The following is a 21,349-nucleotide window of genomic DNA, read 5'->3' on the forward strand; positions in this document are numbered from 1 at the left end:
TTATGCATTACAGAAGGGTGCTAATACCTGACGCCCCGTATTTTTTCACATTAAATTTGCAAAACAGAAACAGCAGGTTACTTACAAACCAAATCACAGCCTTAAGAGATGCTTTCAAAAGCGTTCAGCAGATACATCATTTTTATATCGATGCCATTTTTATCTTACCGGAACACATGCATATGATAATGACCTTACTGCCCAATGATCTTGACTATTCCAAACGATTAACCGAATAAAAGTGATTTTTTCTATGCAAATACAATTTTATGAATCACTTTTTGGATAACAGCGGGTATGTTGGTCAAAATCCCACATACTTGCTATTTGGGCAAATGATTCCAATACGTGCTGAAATAGTACAGATAGAAAATATATCTGCACACGCGGATTCTAAAAAATGCTGAATTGGTTGGTGCATCTAAAAAAGCTCCCCGTAAACTAATTCACCCCACATGCTGAACCAGATGCGTTGAGAGCACTACAATTTCAAATAGAAAAAAGGTTTCACTCAACATGTGATACCATTGTATTTGTAACATTATGCAAGGATGAACCTTAAATGAAAATGCAGGCTAAGCTGAGATAGTCAGGAAAAATTAATCTATACTCAAATTGAAAAACCACTCCTAGGGCGTTCCAAATTCTAAAAGTTACTGCTTGTATATGTAGAACTGATTTTTATGTTGTTGATGGCGAATTGAAGTAACGAAAATCTCCTCTGTGGCTTGGCGATCTTCGACATGGGCGATTTACTGCATCTGTTGTTACTATTAATTGAGGCATTGCTAATAAAATGAAGAGTAAGAATTTAATAGCCGTAGTAAATTTTTTAACATCCAAGTGGCAATTGGTTATTGTTTTTCTCTCTGTTGTCGTTATTGTCATCTATCTTATCTTGAATATTACAAATGCGTCCTTCGCCGATCTTCCTTTATTATTTTTAATTCTCACTGGAGGAGTGCCATTATTTTTACAAATTATTTTGAAACTACTAAGAGGAAATTTTGGTGCTGACTCTCTCGCTGCAATTGCGCTAATTACAAGTGTAATCTTGCAACAATATTTAGCTGCATCGCTAATTATTCTAATGTTAGCCAGTGGTCAAACATTCGAGCACTATGCATTACGAAAAGCCTCTGGTGTGTTATTGGCACTCGTAAAACGCATGCCCACCATTGCTCATCGGAAGCGCGATAACCAAATTGAAGATATTTCATCGGCCTCTATTAAGATCAATGATAAAATTGTTATTTATCCCCATGAAGCTTGCCCTGTGGATGGAATTGTAATTGAAGGCAATGGCACTATGGATGAGTCTTATCTTACGGGAGAACCTTATCAAATCTCTAAGGCACCAGGAGCCTTGGTTTTATCAGGTGCTATCAATGGGGAAGCAGTACTCATTATTAAAGCAACCAAACTAACAGTGGATTCAAGATATGCGGTTATTGTAAGCGTATTAGAAGAAGCCGAACAAAAACGTCCATCAATTCGTAGGTTAGGTGATCAAATTGGAGCTATTTTTGCACCTATAGCCTTATTATTTGCCGCTGCCACTTGGTATTTTACAAACGATGCGGTTCGTTTTCTTGCAGTACTCGTTATTGCAACACCTTGTCCTTTGTTAATCGCCATTCCCATTACAATTATTAGTGCTATTTCGCGAGCTGCGAAACAAGCCATTATTATAAAAGACCCTGTTGTTCTGGAGCAATTACCTACCTGTAAAACGGCTATTTTTGACAAAACAGGTACACTAACCTATGGAAAGCCCACGTTAACAGAAATTTATACAGCTTCAAATTATACACAAGAACAAATATTACAATATGTAGGTAGTCTTGAACGTTATTCAAAGCATCCCCTTGCTAGCGCTATAATTAAAGCAACACAAGAGAGACATATTGATTTAATAGAATCAACGAACGTATCGGAAAAGCCAGGACAAGGTTTAAATGGCATTATTAATCAACGAAAAGTAAATGTAACGAGCCGAAAAAAATTATTAGATGTAATACCTGATTGTAAATTATTACTCCCCCCAGTTACTCAAGGCTTAGAGTGCGTTATTTTATTGGATGATCAATATGCGGCTACTTTACATTTTCATGATGCACCACGCGCTGAAAGCAAATCATTTATCAGTCATTTGATGCCGGCACATCAATTTGAGAAAATTATGTTAGTTTCTGGGGACAGGGAATCAGAAGTCAATTATCTCGCTGAATTAGTCCCTTTTACAGAGGTATATGCATCGCAAAGCCCCGAACAAAAGTTAGCTATTGTTCGCAATGAAAGAAAAAAAGCCCCCACTGTATATATGGGCGATGGAATCAACGATGCGCCTGCTTTAACCGCAGCCACTGTAGGCATTGCTTTTGGACAACACAGTAATGTTACGGCGGAAGCCGCAGGGGCTGTTATTATGGAAAACACCTTAAACAAAGTAGATGAGCTACTTCATTTAAGTATTAGTACGAGAAATATTGCAGCACAAAGCGCTATTGGTGGAATGATCTTGAGTCTTATCGGTATGGGATTTGCGGCGACTGGCTTTATAAGTCCGGTCATGGGGGCAATTCTTCAAGAGTGTATTGATATTCTTGCTATTGTTAATGCATTACGTTTGGCGATGGGCTCTCAAATTAAAACTGATTTGCCGAATAATTAAATAGACGTCTTACTTAACAGGATGCTTCTGAACAATAGCATTACTTTTCATTTCCTGGAAAATATCTGCTCATTCTTTAGAAAAGAAACTGCAGAGGCTCGCTCTTTATAAAGATATTTCCCGATGGTAGATCTCGCACTGCGCGGTGAATTTCAATGTTAGAATAATAAGATAGAACTATCTAATATCTCTGAGCGCGCTAACATTTAATCCTTTATCATATTTATTCCAACAAGTGTCATTTTAACAAGCCAATCGATATTTTCTAATTTCGCATCTCTTTTTCTTTGATACAGATTTGAATCCAAAACTAGTACGATATGGGTAAGAATCAGTTGCATCGATTTTTTTAACCGTTCATAAAGGTTGCTTGTGCTATTGAAATATTAGTTTTTACTAATATAATGGATTTATGAATACATTAATAAACAACAGCCTTGATGTGATGAAAAAGAATGCTTCTAAGGCTGAGCAGTTACTTAAATTATTAGCCAATTCCAAAAGGCTTCTCATTCTATGTTATCTCCTCAAACGAGAATGTACGGTCGGTGAGCTCGAGCCGATTGTGGGTTTATCTCAATCGGCGCTGTCACAGCATTTAGCTAAAATGAGGCTTGAAGGCGTACTTTCGGTAAGAAAAGAGGGGACTCGAGTTTATTATTTTATTAGTAAACCGGAAGTGGAAGCGGTTTTGTCGACGCTGTATTTAATTTATTGCAAAGAATAAAAACCGCTCTATTTATTAGGATTGTCTAATGTTTTATTTAAGGATTTCCGTCATGTCATTAAATAGTATTATCCTAAGAAAACACATGGCCTTTATTATTGTAACTAGTGCGCTGGCGACTTCTCTTTACGCAGGATCGGTACCTATCCCATATTCTAAAGCGATTCAGCTAGCACTCGTTAATAACCCTAAAATCCATGCAGCAAAAGCCTCAATAGAGGCAGCGACCGGAGCCTCAAAGCAAGCAGACAGTATGAGTTGGCCGCAACTAGGTCTTGAAGTAAGTGGGGCACGCACTGATAATCCGATGTCGGTATTTGGCTATAAATTAAGTCAGGGAAATGCCAGTTTTGCTGATTTTGGCGCGAATCAATATACGGGACTAAACACCCTATATACCAAGCCCCAAGCCTTAAACCACCCAGGATATTACAATAATCTGGATACGGCATTTAAATTAAGCGTTCCTATTTACTCTGGTGGGCGAATAAAAGCGCAGCAAGTACAGATGCGTGCTTTAGTTGCATCCGCACAACGAGGTAATCAACAAGCTCAGAATCAGCTGGCATATGAGGTCTATGCATCCTACGAGCGCTTTCTAACTGCCAATCAGCTAGTAGGTGTCGCTCAAAGACAGGTTGATCGAGCAAGAGCGTTTCTATCAACAACAAAAGCTCTAAAAAAGCAATCAATTACCTTGGAGAGCGATGTATTAATAGCAGAAGCTTATTTAAACAGCTCCCTTATTGGTTTATCTAATGCGAGAATCCAAACAGAGGATGAACTTGATAGTTTTCGGACTCTGCTTGGTGCTCCTGGAAGCTCCTTTGTTCCAAGTCGGCATACGAACTTAAGCACAAAGATAAAGCTCAACACCTTATTGATAAAGCAAGCATTGAAGGACAATCCCTCTATTAAAGCTCTTCATGCGCGCCTTTACTCCGAAAAGGCGGCAATCGCGGCTTCTCAGGCACTGTATAAGCCCCAAGTGTCAATGCAATTAAGACATGATTGGAATGGCAATACGATAGGCTCAGGTCTTCCGTCAGATACGATTGCGCTAGGTGCTAACTGGACTTTATTCAGTGCAGGTGAACGTGCCGGTGCAGTACAAGTGGCAAGTGCAAATGCCAAAAAAATTCAATTTGAGCTTGATGAGCAACGAAATCAGCTGCGTTTGCAATTAAAACAAATACAGCGTGCCGAGCGACAAACTCGATACGAATTGCAATTAAGTCGACAAACAGCAGATAAAGAAGAGGCGATCATTCAAAAACTAAAGCAGCGCTTTGGTCGGGGACTGGTGCCTCTAAGTACCTTATTGGAGAGTCAGATGAAGCTAACACAAAGTAAAGCACAAGAGTTGCAAGCGCTTCATCAATTGAGAGTGTATGAAGCCCACTGGCTGATGCTCAGTAATCAACTCATTCCTAAAGCGATAACAAGCGCATAATCGAATGTATATCAGGAGACTATAGTGAAGGATGTGTTTTACTCCAAAAATAAGCTCAATAAAGCAGGGCAATTAGTCAGGATTTTTATTCAATCCAAGCTGACTCTTCTGCTGATTATTGGGATTTTGTTATTCGGTATACTGGCCCTGGAGCGCACCCCGCGAACTTATAATCCTGAAATCATTGTGCCTGCAGTAACTATTTCTGTAAGTCGACCTGGCAGTGACAGCCAAGAAATGCTTCATCAAATTGTTCGTCCGTTAGAGGGTCTAATGGCCTCTATTCCTGGTGTTGAACATACTTACGGGATGGCTATTGATGATAGCGCTATGGTTACGGTTCGCTTTAAAGTTAATGAAAATGAAGAGGCAAGCTTGGTTAAGGTCTATAACCAAATCAACAGCAATATGGATAAAATGCCCCCAGGTACTTTAATGCCGTTGATTCGCTCTATCAGTTTGTATGATGTTCCACTCGTGACATTGACTTTACATGCTAAAGACACAAATCCAGTGGACTTACGTACTCTTGCTAATAAGGTCTTGGAGGAGTTGCGCGCTGTACCTCATGTGGGGAAAAGCTGGGTAATTGGCGCATCACCTCAAGCTATTCGTGTCTGGCTGAACCCAAAGCATATGGCAGAGCACGCTATTTCAATTGCCAACATTCAACAAGCCTTGTCTATTAATAACATCAGTCTTGACGCAGGAACATTAGAGCATGAATTAATTGAAACACCTCTTCGCATCGAGGGCTCACTCATTTCCAATCAAGACTTAGCCAACATTATTATTGGAACTGATGGGGCCAAACCGATTTTATTAAAAGATATTGCGACTATTGAAAAAGGTCCTCAAGATGAGACGATTGCCTCCTATTTTGCTTTTGGAGCCAAAGACCCATCAAAGAGTACAGATATAGAGCCTGCAGTAACCATTGCTCTTGCACGGCAAAAAGGAAGCAATGGTGTTGATGTGGCAAAAGCGATTTTGAATAAACTCGAGCAATTACAAAACAGCCAGCTCATTCCAAAAAACATCGATATTTCAATTACTCGTAATTATGGCGATGAGGCTAATGATGCAGTGAATACTTTGGTCGAGCACTTAGGGATTGCGATTCTAAGTGTCGTGGTATTGCTGATGGTGTTTTTAGGATGGCGTGAAGCATCAGTGGTTGTTTTTTCTATTCCCTTAATTTTGTGCCTGGTGCTTGGTATTGGCTGGCTATCAGGTCAGACTATTAACCGAATTACTTTATTTGCGCTTATTCTTTCGTTAGGCCTTTTAGTAGACGATAGCATTGTGGTGATTGAAAACATTCACCGTCATATTATTAAGGGAGTACAAAAAAACGTTACCCGCTTGATTATTTATGCAGCCAATGAAATTGGCAAACCGACGATTATTGCTACCTTTACGGTGATGCTGGCGCTACTGCCAATGGCTTTTGTAGGTGGAATGATGGGGCCGTTTATGGCGCCTATACCTTTTAATGCTCCATTGGCAATGATTGTATCTCTTTTTATTGCCTATAGTGTGGTTCCTTATCTTGCTTACCGTTGGTTAAGAAATAAAGCTAAAAAACAAATGAATGAGCATCATAAGAACCATAGCTCATGGTTGCAGCGAGCGTACCTTGTATTATTCAACGGATTACTTAACTCCTCGAAAAAAAGACATCTCTTTTATTTGAGTATTGTACTATTACTCTTTGCGGTATTGCTCCAACCTGCCTGGCAATTTATTCGCCCTGGAGGCTCTAATGGGCCGCTAAGCTTGCTTGGGGTTGAAATTAAAATGCTACCTGATGACAACGTGAATACTTTTTTAGTGTCAGTTGATGCTGGAGCGAATGCTAACTTAACAAGAACAAACGAGTTACTCAGCGAACTCAGTGCAGCCATCCAAAAGAATCCTTACGTCACCGACTTGGAGTTGTATGTAGGAGAGGCGGCCCCAGAAGATTTTGCCGCTCTGGTGCGAGGTGATAATCTATTAAGAGGGAGTCAATACGGGCAAATACGCGTGAATTTGGTGAACAAACATCATCGTTCTATTGGCTCGCACCAAATTGCATCAGAGATATACCAGGGACTAGTGCCTGTGCAAAAACAACATCCACAAAGCCATATCAAGCTTTTTGAAAGCCCTCCTGGGCCGCCTGTTCGCTCGCAAATGGAGGCAGGGCTCTATGGACCTAACTACAATGAATTGCGGTCTGTTGCCAATAAGATAACCTCTGAAGTGTATCCCCAAATATACGGCATGATAAATATTGATAACTCGGTGACTCAAGACACTAGTCAATACCGCATTGAAATCAATCATAATGCAGTAATGCTAGCAGGCTTAGCCCCACAAACGGTAGCGCAGGAGGTAAGTGCTTTGTTTAAGGGTATTTCCATCGGAAATGGCCATGAACCCAATTCCAGAGAGCCCGAGCACATCATCTTACGTCTTCCGCAAAAGGCACGTGAAGATGCTCAGGTACTTAATCAGCTGTATCTAAAAAATCAGCAACAACAACTCATCCCTCTGGCACAAATTGCAACCTTTCATGAAGATAAGGAGGAAAAACCCATCTTCACTAAAGATCAAACGCCTGTCGTTTATGTAACTGGTGAAGTGTTGGGCTCGAGTCCCGCATATGCAGTCAATTCTGCAACAAAGATGCTTAACAAACCTCCTTTTTCATTGGAGGTTGAAAATTTAGGATTTCATGAATCACAGCCTAATCGCTTTGCTGCAAATCAACTTTTTTGGCTTGGTGAAATGCGCCTGACGTTGGATGTTTTTCGTGATTTAGGCTCTGCCTTTATTGTGGCTATAGTCTTGATTTATATTTTACTAACGGCTTTTTATCAGTCATTTTTTATTCCCCTTATTATTATGGGTGCTATACCGCTAACCATCATTGGCGTTTTTCCTGGGCATTGGTTAATGAACCAACCGTTTACTGCGACGTCCATGATAGGGGTCATTGCTTTAGCCGGAATTGTTGTTCGAAACTCGCTTTTACTCATCGATTTTATTTTAGAACACCAACATCGAGGTTCTTCTATAACAGAAGCCGTTATTGAGTCAGGTGTAGAGAGAATTCTACCGATTGTCTTAACGGCACTTGCTATTATTCTGGGATCCGCTGTGATGTTATCCGATCCTGTCTTTGGCGGCCTTGCCATTTCTTTGATATTTGGTTCATTTGCCTCAACAGTACTTACCTTGTTTTTAATTCCATTGCTCTATTTAAGTTGGTGGAAGCGTACCCATTAAATTAGTATTAGGAGAATAGATGATGACTATTGAAGGTATTATTCGAATTGTCGCTGGTGCCTTAGTTTTGATATCACTCGCGCTTGGCGTGTCGACCAGTCCAGTGTTTATAAGCGCTAATTTTTTATGGATTACTGTATTTGTAGGGGCTAATCTTTTTCAAAGTGGATTTACAGGATTTTGTCCTCTGGAGATGATTTTAAAGAAGTTTATTGGGTAAGAGTTAGCATTCGGATATAAAAAATTAATGAAGTAAAATAAATAGGAACTAATGTTATGAGTGATTCAATCCATATTGTTTGTCCTCACTGTCAGACAACAAATCGTTTGTTTTCTACGCGATTGGTTGAGAACCCCAAATGTGGGAAGTGTCAAAAAGCACTCTTCGATGGAAAGCCTGTTGCTTTAGACGCAGCGCAGTTCGATCTTCATCTCAAAAAGAACGATATACCATTGCTTGTTGATTTTTGGGCTGAATGGTGTGGTCCATGTAAAATGATGGCACCTTATTTTGAGGCGGCTGCAAAGCTTCTTGAGCCCGGAATTAGGTTTATTAAAATAAATACTGAAACACAACAAGCGTTAGCTGCTCGCTACCAGATTCAAAGTATTCCTACTCTAATAATTTTTTCTCATGGACAAGAACACGCTCGACGCTCCGGGGTGATGAGTGCTCAAGATATTGTTCGCTGGGTTAAACAATATTTTTGAATTTTGCATCAGAGCACAGGTTCCGATGTGTTAGGTCTCATAGGCCTGAATAGATATAGTACTTATTTACAAAACTCAAGCGGAGAAACTAAGTCTGTTCGGCTTTCTAAGCCGTTGTTATCATGACCACTTGTAGCACTCGTCGCCTTTCATTTTTAGATAGATATTTAACTTTATGGATTTTCATGACGATGGCTGCTGGGGTCGTTATCGGCTCATTTTTTACCAGCGCACCACAATTTTTAAACTCCCTGTCAATTGGCTCCATCAATGCTCCTATTGCGATTGGTCTGATTTTAATGATGTATCCTCCATTAGCCCGCGTAAAATATGAAGAATTACCACTGATATTCAAAGACTGGCGAATTCTCCTGTTGTCACTGATTCAAAACTGGCTCATCGGACCATTTCTCATGTTTGGTCTCGCCGTTTTATTTTTATGTGGGTATCCCGAGTACATGACAGGGCTTATTCTTATTGGGCTAGCTCGCTGTATTGCCATGGTAATTGTCTGGAATTAGTTGGCAGAAGGGGACAATCAGTACGTTGCAGCCTTAGTGGCATTTAACAGTATTTTTCAACTGCTTTTCTTCAGTGTCTATGCCTGGTTTTTTCTAACAGTCTTGCCACCTATTGTTGGCATGAGTGGACAAATAGTCCACATCAATTTTATGACGATTGCCCAAAGCGTCTTTATTTATCTGGGCATTCCTTTTTTTGCAGGATTTCTGACTCGTTTTGTATGGATAAAAAGAAAAGGGTTAACCTGGTATGAAACTATTTTTTTACCAAAAATTTCTCCCATTACTTTGATTGCTCTGCTTTTTACAATTCTTGCGATGTTTTCTTTGAAAGGCGCTATGGTGTTGCAACTTCCACTCGATGTCCTACGTATTTCCATTCCATTGACCATTTATTTTGTGGTGATGTTTTTTGTCAGTTTTGCGATGGGGAAGCTCATTGGTGCTAGTTATGAAAAGACAACAGCGGCATCCTTTACTGCAGCCAGTAATAACTTTGAATTGGCTATTGCTGTTGCAATTGCCACCTTTGGACTTAATTCTGCCATTGCTTTTACAACGGTCATTGGGCCACTTGTTGAAGTACCAGTTCTTATTTTACTTGTGAATGTTGCATTTTGGTTACGAAAGCGCTGGTTTTTAAGAGCAACTATTAAGTAAGCGCTCTAATCTAATATTGAAATCATTCAGTGGCTGCTCCAGCAGTGGTTATTGAAACAGGGAGGCAAACTGATGAAGATTCTACAACAACCCCCGCGCTTCCTATTCGTTACTGGTAAAGGTGGAGTAGGAAAAACATCGATAGCTTGCGCCACTGCAGTTCTACTTGAGCCGTTGATAAAAGTAAAAAGCCCCATTAAGGGGCTCAATAAGAACCTTATTTATAAAGCAATAAGAGAATCATAGTAGAGGCAGCAAACAATGTGGCTGAAGATGCCAATGCAAATCTACTAAATTGCTGTGTCTTTTGTGTGAAGGAGTGAGCCTCAATCGATGAATCAGAGATCAATTTCTGCATAGCTTGAACCGATTCTTCGCAGATAGTCTTGAGCTACCTGCTTGCTCATGCATTAAAGCGACTTCTTAATCATAAAATGAATAATGATGTAACCGCTGGGTATATCATGAAAGACGTTGAGCGGTTGAGGAAACCCATACAACAAGTAGCTAATTTTATACTTAAGCATATGATTGAGACGACTGCGGATATCAGTTAATCAAAAAAATTTAATCGCTTGCACCGTTGCTCTAGCAATTCGAGATATTTTTCCTGCATCGGTTGAGATAAGAAACTGAAACCAATCAGCTCTTGCCATTTTGGTATTACCTGATGGAACTCTTGTACGATCCCATCGATGACGTTCTGGTTTAATCCTAATTTTTCAATGGCAAAATATTTCAGAAAATCATTTTTTGTTAAATTATTTTTTTTTCCTTTTAGAGGTAAAGCCAGTTCTTCTTTAGTATTTTTTTGAGCGATGGTTGAGTTAAGTAAATCGTAGGCTGGTGATATGGAAGTTTTTCTATCCTTAGTAATCAGGGAAAAATTTTTTAGATGCATGTCTTCATTGCCGACCAGGAAGTTAAATAACGTCAGCTTAAATAATTTCACGAATTCAATTTTTGGGAATGTACAAAACTGCTGTATGACTGCAATTACTTTTTCCATAGAGCTATTATATTTTGTATGTCGATCTTCACCTGATAGCTGTGCAAAATCTTCTAAAGCTAACTTTTTATTATGGCCTATTCTATCAAAGCGTTTAATGAAGTAGGTCAAACTGTTGTCTTTAGAATAAACCAAACCATGAACCGGAACTTCGAGGCCAATGGCCTTTGCAATGGTCATAGTAATGGCTTCATTTTCCGGCAATTCTGGGTAAATATCACTTTGTGGTTTTAAAATGTACTGCCCCTTTTGATCAACGATTTCAAAACCTCCTTCCTTAATCTTTAGTTTGGCACTTAGTTTCTTTTGGACACCTTGAACAGACATCTTTCCTACTCGAGCAATTGCTTCCTGACGTTGCTCAGCAGCAGTTAAATCTAATGGGCTAAGATTTTTTAATTGAGGAGAAAGCAAATGCAATCCACGTTGCGAATAGTTTTCTTGGTCACTAATCTTTTCATAAGTAATAGGGCAGTGTTTCATCTTATTTCCTCAATAGTCACTGCACCTACGACATCTTGGCCCACTAGTATCAACTGACCAAAATAGTCATTTTTATCAATTTTATATTTACGTAATAGTGCTTCAAGCATAATGCCTTCAGGAAGTAATCCTTCAAAAAAGGGTGGAAATACGCCAAAATCATAGATCTTATTGTTCAACGGCATAGTGAGCGAAACAGGTGCGCCCTGATAATCTTCAAAGTAAGTAAATTGATATGCTCCACCTTGTAATTCTTCTAATATTCCAGCTTTAATCCCATTCACTGATACGTATGCTTTTCTCATGTATTATTATCCGTTGTTTGAGGAAAAGGCGTTTCAAATTTCATTTGGATATTTAAAACATCGAACACTTTTAGCAAGGTGTTCAAGCGCACCGATTCTTTCCCTTTTTCGATATCATAGATAACCGTCTTACCGACACCCGCTAACCGGGCTAACTCTTGCTGCGATAAGCCGCTTTGCTTACGGTAGTAATGGACTAAATTGGCAATCTCGTTTGTGGGCATGGAACACCATAAATTAATCATATATTACTGTTATAGCAGTAAAAGCAATAAAAATAAATTTATTATTACATTTTTTTGTATTAATTAGCTATAAATTACTGTTATGGCGGTAAATTTGATGATTTCCTGATGTTACCCATATTTATTTATTATAAATTCCTGAAAATTACTGTTACCGCAGTAAATTTATGTGGGAATAATAAAAAGTCATGTTCAGCCTCAAAAATTCGTCCAATAAAGCTAATTAGCAGGGAGCTAAATTAAGCTAAGGAGAGGGGAAGAACAATGTTTTGTTTTGGCTTGTTCAACAAAAGAAAATTTAAGATTATTTGCATGGGCTACCTGGCCATTTTGAGCATGAAGACGCATTGCAAGAATATTTAATAGAGTAGATTTTCCACAACCATTATGCCCGATAAGACCTACTTTTTCTCCTTCACAAAGTACCAAAGAAAGTTGTTCAAATACGTAGTTATGTACACTATGATAACAAATACTTTCAGCAGAAGTTAGCGTAGAGCCTTTGCTATTTATTGTTTGTGGGTTCGATAACATGTTCTTTTACCATTAAAATAATCACAATTGCACATAAAGCTATTATTGCTTGGAAGTTATACATTTTTTGGATATCAAGAAGTTCAGTATGGAATGTAATGAGCAAGTATATTGCGAGAACTCCTAGCCCTGAAATACTATTAAAAGTTGATTGCAAACGTCCTTGAAATGTCTTATCGGCAAGAAGCTGAGCTTGGGTTAGAGATAAGGCCCAGCTTGATAAACCAAAACCAATAATAAAATAGAATATATAACTGATTATTATATTCTCATTAATTGAGAATATATGCAGACCTAATGCTATACCAATCATGAGTAGTAACAGGGTTCGTTTTATTTTAATTAATCTGCATAATATAGGTGATATCAGACAACCAATAAAAACCCCCATAGAGAAAAGGGCTTCTAAAATTGAAAATTTATCTGCGCCTACTTTCAGCACTTCTTTTGTGTATGGAAGAAGAAGGATGGGGATAGTCATTAACAGTATCATGATGCACGTTTGGATTGCGTAAATTCCAAGAAGGCGCGGATTGTCTTTCAGATAGTGTAAGGAGCTTACATAGTCATCTACAAAACTACTTTTTTCTTTATTAGGTGTTCCATAGCAGTGTTCTGGTTTGCATTGCATGAGCCAATTAAATATTCCAGCCAATAAAAATAATAACCCACCCAGGGCAAGAGTGTTCATCAGTCCTAAATATAAAACCAAAAATCCGCTTACTCCCATTCCAATGATTGTTCCTAGCTCATAAAGCATATCTACAGTTGCATTGGCATTCATTAAATCATTTTCTGGAACAATACTACTTATCATGGGTACTGCTGCTGGCATATAAAATGAGACAAAAATACCCAGACATATGGCCAGGACAAAAATATTTGTTGATAAGCCTAAGTAATAAAGTATCACAAAAACAATAACAGCCAGCCCACGAACCATATTGGACATAATCATTAAATTTTTACGGTTATATTTATCTGCGCATACACCAAAAAAAGGACCAAATAGTATTGTGGGTAACCAAATACAAAACATCATTAAGGCTATCCCACTAATAGAATGCATTTTCTCATAAGCAAGCCAGGATACTGTAATATAAATTAATCCATTGCCTAAGGTCGCTAAAATGCCACTTAAGGCAAAATAGAGATAAGGCTGAATAGAAAAAAGCCTAAAGCGCGCCTTTAATTCATCTATAATCATATTAATAATTCTCTATAGAGTAATGAGTTTTCATTCATTTCTTCCAAAAGCATCTTTGCTACATTCGTAAGAAATGGTGCATTATTTAGTGTGTCCAATGCAGCTATAAGGTTCTGGTAATTATTTGGCTCTACCCCAACGAAGGGGGCACTTTAATTAAATTAGTCTAGACTAAGTCCTTGATTTAGCGGTCAAAAGGAAATTAAAGTGCCGAAATATAATCTTATCCTAAATTTACCTGGATTTACTATAGTAAAAGTGAGTGGTTATCAACCTTTACTCTTAGATGTTCGCTATAGTGGTTTAACGCGTTGTGGTCATTGTCAAAGTAAACAAGTTAGAAAGAAGTCGGCTTATACTCGAGAGGTTCATCATGAGCTGATAGGTCATCGAAGAACTATCTTAAGATTTAAAGCGTATAAGTTGTATTGTCATGCGTGTAAGCGTTGTGGTAATCAACAATTCCCTGGAATAAATAAACACCAACGTTCGACTTGGCGAGCCCAAGCGGCAGTATTTCATGAGCACAGCCGAGGGGGCTCTCAAAAAGACCTATCCGAGCGCTATAAGAAAGGTAAAGCGACAATAGAACGTTGGTATCAACGCCATTATGAGGAACAACATCGAGAGTTAATCAATAAACCCTGTCCTACAGTACTGGGTATTGATGAACACTTCTTTAGTAAAAAAGAGGGATTTGCCACTACCTTTTGTGACCTGAAAAAACCATAAAATATATGATGTGGTAAAGGGACGAAGTGAAGGCGACTTGAAGGATTATCTAGAGCGGTTACCTGGAAAAGAACGAGTAAAAGTAGTTTGTATGGATTTAAGTAGCACGTATCGTTCGATAATAAAAAAGCACTTCCCTAATGCCCTGATTGTGGCGGATAGATTTCATGTAGTTCGTTTAATTCACCATCAATGCATGATGACTTATCGAGAACTATCCAGTCAGATAAAAAGCAATAGGGGTATCTTGGCTCTGCTTAGAACCCGACCAGATAACTTAAGTGCAGAAAAGAAAGTTAAACGAGACGCGTTTTTAATTCAGAACCCCGCGATTGATGCCATCTATCAATTTCAGCAACAGCTTCATGTTCTATTAATGAAACGAGCATTAACTCAGCGTGCTTGTCGCCAAGTGATACCTACCTTCTTGGGTATGCTGGATGAATTAAAACAAAGTGGATTTAAGGCATTAGTCTCATTAGGAAGGACCTTAACCTCTTGGAAAGATAAGGTGGCTAGAATGTGGCGATTTAGCAAATCTAATGGAATAACAGAAGGGTTTCATCGAAAGATGAAATTGATTCAAAGAAGAGCTTATGGGTTTAGGAATTTTGAAAACTATAGAGTCCGTGTTAAGGTCCTCTGCGGGTGATTATAGCTGCCCCCTTAAATGGGAAAGAGCCAACTTACTCCGAATGCTGTTGGGGTATCAAGAAGGGCTGCGAGACGAGTTTCTTTTAAGATTATCCAGTCTCGTTCTTCAGTTGCTCGGATTTTTATAGTCATTTTAAATTTGTTGCAAGATGCAATTTTTGTTGAATACTGTGGTGAAGAGTTGCTGTTTGTTATTATTAAGTGCCCATCAGTGCCCCTCAGAGGTCTTTTATTTTTTCGAACTACACGTAACTACTTGATTTTATTGGTGGGCCCACTAGGACTTGAACCTAGGACCAACGGATTATGAGCCCCCAGCCTTAAAATTAACTCGTTGATTTTAAAGTAATAATTTGCAACGGGATACCACTACAAATGTCGTACAGAGTATAACAGTGTCGTACTCAAACACGCAAATCTCACGCAAGGATATTTTTGCAACTTTATTGGCATTTTACTGGAAAAGTCATTTGGTTTTAATAAAAATGACTATTTGAGACGTAATGATGAATAAGATAAAATGTAGATCATTTGATACAAATATTCGTTATTTATTTGTAATTAACGAAATTATGTATCATACTTTAAATATGAAGACTGAAGCTACCTATAAACAAAAAGTACTCCAGATGGCTAGTAAAACCGGCATTGTTCGAATGTCCGATCTAACCGAAAGGGGGATCACTAGAGCGACCATTTCAAGGCTTGTTAGCGAAAACAAACTTGAAAAACTCGCTTCTGGGCTCTATTGCTTGCCCGAGACTGAGTTTTCAGAAAAAGAAAGCCTAGTTATTATAGCAAGCCGAGTACCTCAAGCAGTGTTTTGCCTGCTAACTGCTTTGCAGATTCATGATCTAACAACACAGCTACCTCGAAAAGTATGGATAGCTATGCCAAAAGGGAGCCATGCGCCAAAAATGGATTATCCTCCGCTAAAAATGGTGCAATATTCCGATGAAGCCTTTAGTGAAGGAATTGAAATTATAGAATCAGATAATATTAGACTAAGGGTGTATAACCGTGGCAAGACTATTGCAGATTGTTTCAAACATCGCAATAAAATTGGACTTGATGTAGCCATTGAAGCACTTAAAGAGGCTTATACAAAGAATAAAGTTACAGTTGATGAACTATGGCATTATGCGAAAATTTGTCGCGTTGCAAACGTAATGCGTCCTTATATTGAGGCAATTCAATGACAAAAAATATTGGTGAGTCTGTACGCTCACGTTTGAAAAATATAGCTGTTAAAGAAGGTTCTGATTTTAATGCGGTATTGACTCGTTACGGGCTAGAGCGTTTGTTATATCGGATTGGAGCATCAGACTTTTCTAATCAGTTTTTATTGAAAGGTGCTTTATTGTTTAACCTTTGGTATGACATGCCCCATCGACCCACTAAAGATATTGATTTATTGGGGTTTGGTGAAAATGATCTAGCGTATATTAAACAAACGTTCAGGAAAATCTGCAGCATCTCTGGAGATGATGGAATAAATTTTTTATCTGAATCAGTGACGGTAGACACTATAAAAAAAGAAGGAGGATATACTGGAGCAAGAGTTGAATTATTTGGGGAATTAGCTAAAGCAAAGATTAAAATACAAATTGATATTGGTTATGGTGATGCAGTTACACCTGGTCCAATAGATGCCCATTATCCCGTGCTTCTTAATGATCTTCCTGCCCCTAAGATCCGTACTTATCCAATTTATACGGTGATTGCAGAAAAATTGCATGCTATTGCATTATTGGGTATGGCGAATAGTCGATTAAAAGACTACTTGGATCTTTATGTGCTATTAAGTAATGAGCAGTTGGATAATCATGTTCTAGCTCAAGCCATACAAGCTACATTTACTCGTCGAGGCATGACCGTTCTTGAAGAGCTACCTATCGGCCTAACCGATGAGTTTGCCAATGACCCAACCAGAGAATCAATGTGGAAAGCTTTTTTGAGAAAAAATGAACTAGAGCAGAGGCCATTGACTGACATTATTATTGTTATCAGGAATTTGGTTCAAATCCCATTATCTTTAGCAAAGTAATATTTTATTTGACTAACAAACGCCAGATATCTGCAGCGATAATTATTCAGACACATAATGTAACACAAATGGGTTTTAAGAATGAATCATAACCCGCCATGCCTCTACGATCCTAATGATTCCCGATGTATCTAATTCAAAGTATCTCAAGTTTTTGATCAAAAAGAATATCTGTTGATCAAGCTATTATTTATAAAATATTTTAGGTGAATCAATTGACATATACCCATGCAGGGTATATACCTATAGGGGTATAGGAGAAAAATATGAATAAACACTCAACTCATGAAAAAGAATTGCACGGTCTAAATCGCGCAATTGGCCAACTTGAAGGCATTAAGCGAATGATTGAAGAGAAGCGCTACTGTATTGATGTCTTAACACAAATTCGTGCGGCGCGCAGTGCTTTAAAAACCATCGAACTAAGTGTTTTAGATACTCATATTAAGGGTTGCTTAGGTCACATTGCCACATTAAATGATGAGAACACGCGTGACCAAAAATTGAATGAAATTATTGAGTTATTAAAAAAATACGAATAGGTGCATTATGAACAATCATCATCACACGGGACACCATACTGCAAAAGCAGAGTCTGCTTCGTGTTGCCATACGCCTAAAATACCAAACGATGCAGAAATAAGGGACTCAAGTGGTTTTTATATTTGCCCCATGCATCCAGAGGTGCGTCAAAATAGGCCCGGTAATTGCCCTATTTGTGGTATGGCTTTAGAGCCAGAAACAATGAGTATTGAAGCAGAGGTCAGTTCAGAATATCGGGATATGAGACGCCGTTTTTGGATAGCACTCATTTTGACGTTACCTTTATTTCTCTTGGAGATGGGCGGTCATTTTCTAGCACATACAATTCCTGCAGGGTTATCTACTTGGTTGCAACTAACCTTGGCAACCCCGGTAGTTTTATGGTGTGGCTGGCCCTTTTTTCAACGTGGATATTATTCTCTTAAAACACGTCAACTAAATATGTTTACCTTAATTGCTATGGGTATTGGCGTGTCCTGGATTTATAGTGTGGTTGCAACCTTAGTACCCAGCTTGTTTCCAGCTGCATTTCAAACAGCAAATGGACATGTCGCTGTTTATTTTGAAGCTGCTGCAGTCATTACGACCTTGGTTCTATTAGGTCAGGTTCTTGAGCTAAAAGCACGAGAGCAAACTGGAAGTGCAATTCGTGCCTTATTGAGCCTATCTCCGGAAACGGCTCATCGTATTGGAAAAGAAGGCTCGGAAGAAGAGGTTTCATTAGAAAAAGTTCAAGTTGGTGATTTATTACGTGTACGCCCAGGCGAAAAAGTACCCGTAGATGGTGAGGTAATGGAAGGACAAAGCTACATTGATGAATCAATGGTGACGGGTGAGCCGATGCCTGTGAGTAAAGAGGTGGGTGCCAAAGTCATCGGTGCTACGATGAACCAAACGGGAAGCTTTGTAATGAAAGCTTTACATGTGGGAAGCGATACTATGCTCTCACGCATTGTGCAAATGGTGAGTGAGGCGCAAAGAAGTCGTGCTCCTATTGCGCGTTTAGCGGACAAAGTATCGGGCTGGTTTGTACCTATTGTTCTTTTGATTGCAGTTTTAGCGTTTATTGTATGGGCATTAGTAGGACCACAACCTTCACTTAGTTATGGTTTGATTGCCGCAGTATCGGTTTTAATTATTGCATGCCCTTGTGCTCTTGGTTTAGCAACACCAATGTCAATTATGATTGGTGTAGGGCAAGGCGCACGAGAAGGGGTTTTGATTAAAAATGCTCAGGCCTTGGAACAGATGGAGAGGGTCAATGTGTTGGTTGTGGATAAAACAGGAACATTAACAGTCGGACGTCCCACACTTACCCGTATAGTAACTATTGATGTATTCAAAGAACAAGAAATACTCGCCATGGCTGCCTCAATTGAGCAGCTGAGTGAGCATCCAATAGCTCGTGCAATTGTTGATGCCGCAACAAAGCAGAAATTATTTTTTGAGTCTGCAGAGGAGTTTAATGCCCCTACGGGAAAAGGGGTTACAGGTAAAGTAGGTAGCCATCAAATAACCATTGGTTCTCATAGTTTCATTCATGAATTGGGTATAAAGGATAATCCTGGGTTAACCAAAATTGCTGATGAAGAGCGGGCTAGAGGTGCAACTGTGGTGTTTGTAGCAAGAGATAAAGAAATAGCTGCGATTTTGGTTGTGCAAGATCCTATTAAATCAAATACCCGAAGGGTTATTGATGAACTTCATCTAAGTGGGATAGAGGTCTACATGCTGACCGGAGATAGTAAAAAAACAGCCGTGAGCGTAGCAAACACACTCGGCATCAAGAATGTAATAGCAGAAGTAATGCCTGAAGAGAAGAGTCGGCAAGTCCGCGCATTAAAAAATAAAGGGTTCGTGGTTGCAATGGCTGGGGACGGAGTTAACGATGCTCCCGCACTTTCTGAGGCAGATATTGGTATTGCGATGGGAACAGGAACCGATGTTGCAATTGAAAGTGCCGGGATTACTTTGTTGCATGGTGATTTGGAAGGAATTCTTAAAGCCCGTCATTTATCGGCAGCGACCATGCGAAATATTCGTGAGAATTTATTTTTTGCTTTTGTTTATAATGGGTTAGGAGTACCGCTTGCCGCTGGCGTTTTATATCCAATAACAGGTTTATTATTGAGTCCTATTATTGCAGCGGCTGCTATGTCGTTGAGTTCGGTTTCTGTGATCGCTAACGCACTGCGATTACGCGGTCTTAAATTAAACGTTCTAAGTGAAAGAAAATGAAAAAACAGGATGCATTATGCACAGGGATAATTTTAATAATGGTGTTTTTGGTAAAGCCCACTCTTATGTGGGCAAAGTCCGGCGAGCTTACTTTAAAACAAGTGACTCAAATGGCTTTGTGTGCAAACCGTGATTTAAAAGCAGCACGTTTAAATGTATCTATAGCGCAGGCACGTCTGGTTCAGGCGGGACTCTGGTCCAATCCCAGCCTTAATCTCAACAACAATGATGATAGAATCTTTAATAATGAAGGGGAGTACTCACGAACCGTAGGATTTACACAGGCCTTTCCGATTTCGGGACGTATTGCCCGACAAAAAAAGGTAGCGCGGATTGATGTGGCTAAAGCCATGGTTGAAATTAGAGAAGCTGAGCGTCAGTTATCTGCTAATGTGGCCAATGCGTTTTATAGTTTAGTTGTTACCGAAGGTCGGTTAAAACAACAGGACTATTTACTTCATTTAAACAGGCAGTTAATTGCCGTCACGCAAAATCGTTATCAGGTTGCTGAAGTCTCTGAGTTAGATCTCAATACCGCACAGCTCGAATATCAGCGCATCCATCAAGAAAAGCATTTGTTAGAAAGCACCAAAATCGCACAAGTTGCGCAGCTCAATCAATTATTAGGGCGGCCCTCTAATGCCCTTTTAAGACTGGACTTAAATCCTCCAAAAAATAATTCCTGGCCAAACGTGAATGCCCTAATAGCAATTGCCTTAAAAAATAGGCCTGATCGCCAGGCATTGCTCTTAACTATTCATCGTTCTAATGCGAATGTCCAGTTGGCTCGTGCTGAGCGTTTTGCTGATTGGACTGTAGGCTTGGGTGTTCAGCAAGATAAAATTGTGGTTGAAGGTGGTGAACCTCAATCTGCAGATCGCACATTAGGGGTGAGCCTCTCGGTTCCTTTGCCTTTGCTTAACCAAAATCAAGGGTTGATTGCCGAAGCAAGTGCCACAGGAACTCAAGCCATTCTGGCCTTACGTGCTTTAAATTTAAATATCGAAACACAGGTGAGTAGTCAATTGGCACAATTAAAGCTTTTGCGGCATACGATAGACCAGACTCAAAAACAGTCCTTACCGCTCACATTAAAAAATGTGCAATTGGCCAATACAGCTTATAAAAATGGGCAATTGTCATTATTGAATTTAGTACAAGTTCAAAGGCAACAAAATGACGTGCAATTGGCTTATCTCACCAATCTTGAAAAGTACTTACAAAACTACGTGGCATTGTGTACTGCGATTGGAACAAGTGCGGTAAAACCCTGCAACTATTTATCTTAAAAAGGAATTGACATGACACGAGGTGTGCGAAAGATATTTGG

The 21,349-nt window shown here is 39.2% G+C and carries 17 protein-coding genes and 2 pseudogenes; 14 read left to right on the top strand and 5 right to left on the bottom strand.

Features of this window, described 5'->3' with window-relative positions; genetic code table 11:
- The first annotated feature begins 796 nt into the window (after positions 1-796).
- From J2N86_RS03915 to J2N86_RS16160, 8 genes and pseudogenes are all read left to right on the top strand, one after another.
- Entirely contained in the window at positions 797-2,674 is a 1,878-nt protein-coding gene (locus tag J2N86_RS03915) for a heavy metal translocating P-type ATPase (protein ID WP_252581102.1), read from the top strand.
- Positions 2,675-3,086: 412 nt separating this feature from the next.
- Positions 3,087-3,401 (top strand): ArsR/SmtB family transcription factor, encoded by a 315-nt coding sequence (locus J2N86_RS03920; RefSeq protein WP_252581103.1) that lies wholly within the window; start codon positions 3,087-3,089, stop codon positions 3,399-3,401.
- A gap of 52 nt (positions 3,402-3,453) precedes the next feature.
- Positions 3,454-4,854, top strand: coding sequence for a TolC family protein (locus tag J2N86_RS03925; protein WP_252581104.1), 1,401 nt, complete (start codon positions 3,454-3,456; stop codon positions 4,852-4,854).
- 24 nt (positions 4,855-4,878) lie between these two features.
- On the top strand, positions 4,879-8,130 hold the full coding sequence (locus J2N86_RS03930) for an efflux RND transporter permease subunit (RefSeq protein ID WP_252581105.1): 3,252 nt from the start codon (positions 4,879-4,881) through the stop codon (positions 8,128-8,130).
- 19 nt (positions 8,131-8,149) lie between these two features.
- Positions 8,150-8,350: a YgaP family membrane protein gene (locus J2N86_RS03935; RefSeq protein ID WP_252581106.1), complete on the top strand. Its 201-nt coding sequence runs from the start codon at positions 8,150-8,152 to the stop codon at positions 8,348-8,350.
- 56 nt (positions 8,351-8,406) lie between these two features.
- Complete coding sequence (trxC, locus tag J2N86_RS03940) at positions 8,407-8,841, top strand: thioredoxin TrxC (protein ID WP_252581107.1); 435 nt, start codon at positions 8,407-8,409, stop codon at positions 8,839-8,841.
- Positions 8,842-9,143: 302 nt separating this feature from the next.
- Positions 9,144-10,022: pseudogene (arsB, locus tag J2N86_RS03945) on the top strand (ACR3 family arsenite efflux transporter).
- A gap of 72 nt (positions 10,023-10,094) precedes the next feature.
- Complete coding sequence (locus tag J2N86_RS16160; protein ID WP_322790907.1) at positions 10,095-10,268, top strand: ArsA-related P-loop ATPase; 174 nt, start codon at positions 10,095-10,097, stop codon at positions 10,266-10,268.
- A 307-nt stretch (positions 10,269-10,575) separates the two neighbouring features.
- On the opposite strand, the gene J2N86_RS03960 is transcribed toward J2N86_RS16160, so the two are convergent.
- The 5 genes from J2N86_RS03960 to J2N86_RS03980 all read right to left on the bottom strand — a co-directional run bounded on the left by J2N86_RS03960 (position 10,576) and on the right by J2N86_RS03980 (position 13,805).
- A complete protein-coding gene (locus J2N86_RS03960) occupies positions 10,576-11,514 on the bottom strand; it encodes a lpg2370 family Dot/Icm T4SS effector (RefSeq protein WP_252581108.1) in 939 nt (312 codons plus the stop codon).
- Positions 11,511-11,819 (bottom strand): HipA N-terminal domain-containing protein, encoded by a 309-nt coding sequence (locus J2N86_RS03965; protein ID WP_058474576.1) that lies wholly within the window; start codon positions 11,817-11,819, stop codon positions 11,511-11,513. The genes J2N86_RS03960 and J2N86_RS03965 overlap by 4 nt, the downstream gene beginning before the upstream one ends.
- Positions 11,816-12,043, bottom strand: coding sequence for a helix-turn-helix transcriptional regulator (locus J2N86_RS03970; protein WP_252581109.1), 228 nt, complete (start codon positions 12,041-12,043; stop codon positions 11,816-11,818). The genes J2N86_RS03965 and J2N86_RS03970 overlap by 4 nt, the downstream gene beginning before the upstream one ends.
- Before the next feature lie 255 nt (positions 12,044-12,298).
- Positions 12,299-12,598, bottom strand: coding sequence for an ATP-binding cassette domain-containing protein (locus J2N86_RS16105; protein ID WP_289781842.1), 300 nt, complete (start codon positions 12,596-12,598; stop codon positions 12,299-12,301).
- Positions 12,570-13,805 carry an MFS transporter gene (locus J2N86_RS03980; RefSeq protein WP_252581110.1) on the bottom strand — a complete coding sequence of 412 codons (1,236 nt, stop codon included), beginning with the start codon at positions 13,803-13,805 and terminating at the stop codon, positions 12,570-12,572. Before J2N86_RS03980 ends, J2N86_RS16105 begins: the two co-directional genes overlap by 29 nt.
- Positions 13,806-14,012: 207 nt before the next feature.
- On the opposite strand from J2N86_RS03980, the pseudogene J2N86_RS03985 reads away from it, so the two are divergent.
- The 6 genes and pseudogenes from J2N86_RS03985 (at position 14,013) to J2N86_RS04010 (ending at position 21,308) form a co-directional block, all read left to right on the top strand.
- A pseudogene (locus J2N86_RS03985) lies at positions 14,013-15,189 on the top strand (ISL3 family transposase).
- Between the two features lie 505 nt (positions 15,190-15,694).
- Positions 15,695-16,390, top strand: a complete 696-nt coding sequence (locus J2N86_RS03990) for a type IV toxin-antitoxin system AbiEi family antitoxin domain-containing protein (RefSeq protein WP_238584207.1) — start codon at positions 15,695-15,697, stop codon at positions 16,388-16,390.
- Entirely contained in the window at positions 16,387-17,238 is an 852-nt protein-coding gene (locus tag J2N86_RS03995; RefSeq protein WP_059428259.1) for a nucleotidyl transferase AbiEii/AbiGii toxin family protein, read from the top strand. The genes J2N86_RS03990 and J2N86_RS03995 overlap by 4 nt, the downstream gene beginning before the upstream one ends.
- Before the next feature lie 266 nt (positions 17,239-17,504).
- Positions 17,505-17,780, top strand: a complete 276-nt coding sequence (locus J2N86_RS04000) for a metal-sensitive transcriptional regulator (RefSeq protein WP_059428260.1) — start codon at positions 17,505-17,507, stop codon at positions 17,778-17,780.
- 7 nt (positions 17,781-17,787) lie between these two features.
- The gene (locus J2N86_RS04005) at positions 17,788-20,019 is read left to right on the top strand and encodes a copper-transporting P-type ATPase (RefSeq protein ID WP_059428261.1); all 2,232 of its coding nucleotides are present in this window, start codon (positions 17,788-17,790) and stop codon (positions 20,017-20,019) included.
- Positions 20,016-21,308 carry a TolC family protein gene (locus J2N86_RS04010; protein WP_127057525.1) on the top strand — a complete coding sequence of 431 codons (1,293 nt, stop codon included), beginning with the start codon at positions 20,016-20,018 and terminating at the stop codon, positions 21,306-21,308. Before J2N86_RS04005 ends, J2N86_RS04010 begins: the two co-directional genes overlap by 4 nt.
- Positions 21,309-21,349 lie beyond the last annotated feature (41 nt).

The sequence above is a fragment of the Legionella lytica genome (genome assembly GCF_023921225.1).
GTDB classification, from domain to species: Bacteria; Pseudomonadota; Gammaproteobacteria; order Legionellales; family Legionellaceae; genus Legionella; species Legionella lytica.

Bases quoted from the DNA above. Each gene is read 5' to 3' on its own strand.
- J2N86_RS03915 (WP_252581102.1), top strand. From the start codon at position 797: ATGAAGAGTAAGAATTTAATAGCCGTAGTAAATTTTTTAACATCCAAG.
- J2N86_RS03935 (WP_252581106.1), top strand. From the start codon at position 8,150: ATGATGACTATTGAAGGTATTATTCGAATTGTCGCTGGTGCCTTAGTT.
- trxC (WP_252581107.1), top strand. From the start codon at position 8,407: ATGAGTGATTCAATCCATATTGTTTGTCCTCACTGTCAGACAACAAAT.
- J2N86_RS03990 (WP_238584207.1), top strand. From the start codon at position 15,695: ATGATGAATAAGATAAAATGTAGATCATTTGATACAAATATTCGTTAT.
- J2N86_RS03920 (WP_252581103.1), top strand. From the start codon at position 3,087: ATGAATACATTAATAAACAACAGCCTTGATGTGATGAAAAAGAATGCT.
- J2N86_RS04000 (WP_059428260.1), top strand. From the start codon at position 17,505: ATGAATAAACACTCAACTCATGAAAAAGAATTGCACGGTCTAAATCGC.
- J2N86_RS04005 (WP_059428261.1), top strand. From the start codon at position 17,788: ATGAACAATCATCATCACACGGGACACCATACTGCAAAAGCAGAGTCT.
- J2N86_RS03980 (WP_252581110.1), bottom strand. From the start codon at position 13,805: ATGATTATAGATGAATTAAAGGCGCGCTTTAGGCTTTTTTCTATTCAG.
- J2N86_RS03960 (WP_252581108.1), bottom strand. From the start codon at position 11,514: ATGAAACACTGCCCTATTACTTATGAAAAGATTAGTGACCAAGAAAAC.
- J2N86_RS16160 (WP_322790907.1), top strand. From the start codon at position 10,095: ATGAAGATTCTACAACAACCCCCGCGCTTCCTATTCGTTACTGGTAAA.
- J2N86_RS03995 (WP_059428259.1), top strand. From the start codon at position 16,387: ATGACAAAAAATATTGGTGAGTCTGTACGCTCACGTTTGAAAAATATA.
- J2N86_RS03925 (WP_252581104.1), top strand. From the start codon at position 3,454: ATGTCATTAAATAGTATTATCCTAAGAAAACACATGGCCTTTATTATT.
- J2N86_RS03965 (WP_058474576.1), bottom strand. From the start codon at position 11,819: ATGAGAAAAGCATACGTATCAGTGAATGGGATTAAAGCTGGAATATTA.
- J2N86_RS16105 (WP_289781842.1), bottom strand. From the start codon at position 12,598: ATGTTATCGAACCCACAAACAATAAATAGCAAAGGCTCTACGCTAACT.
- J2N86_RS03970 (WP_252581109.1), bottom strand. From the start codon at position 12,043: ATGCCCACAAACGAGATTGCCAATTTAGTCCATTACTACCGTAAGCAA.
- J2N86_RS04010 (WP_127057525.1), top strand. From the start codon at position 20,016: ATGAAAAAACAGGATGCATTATGCACAGGGATAATTTTAATAATGGTG.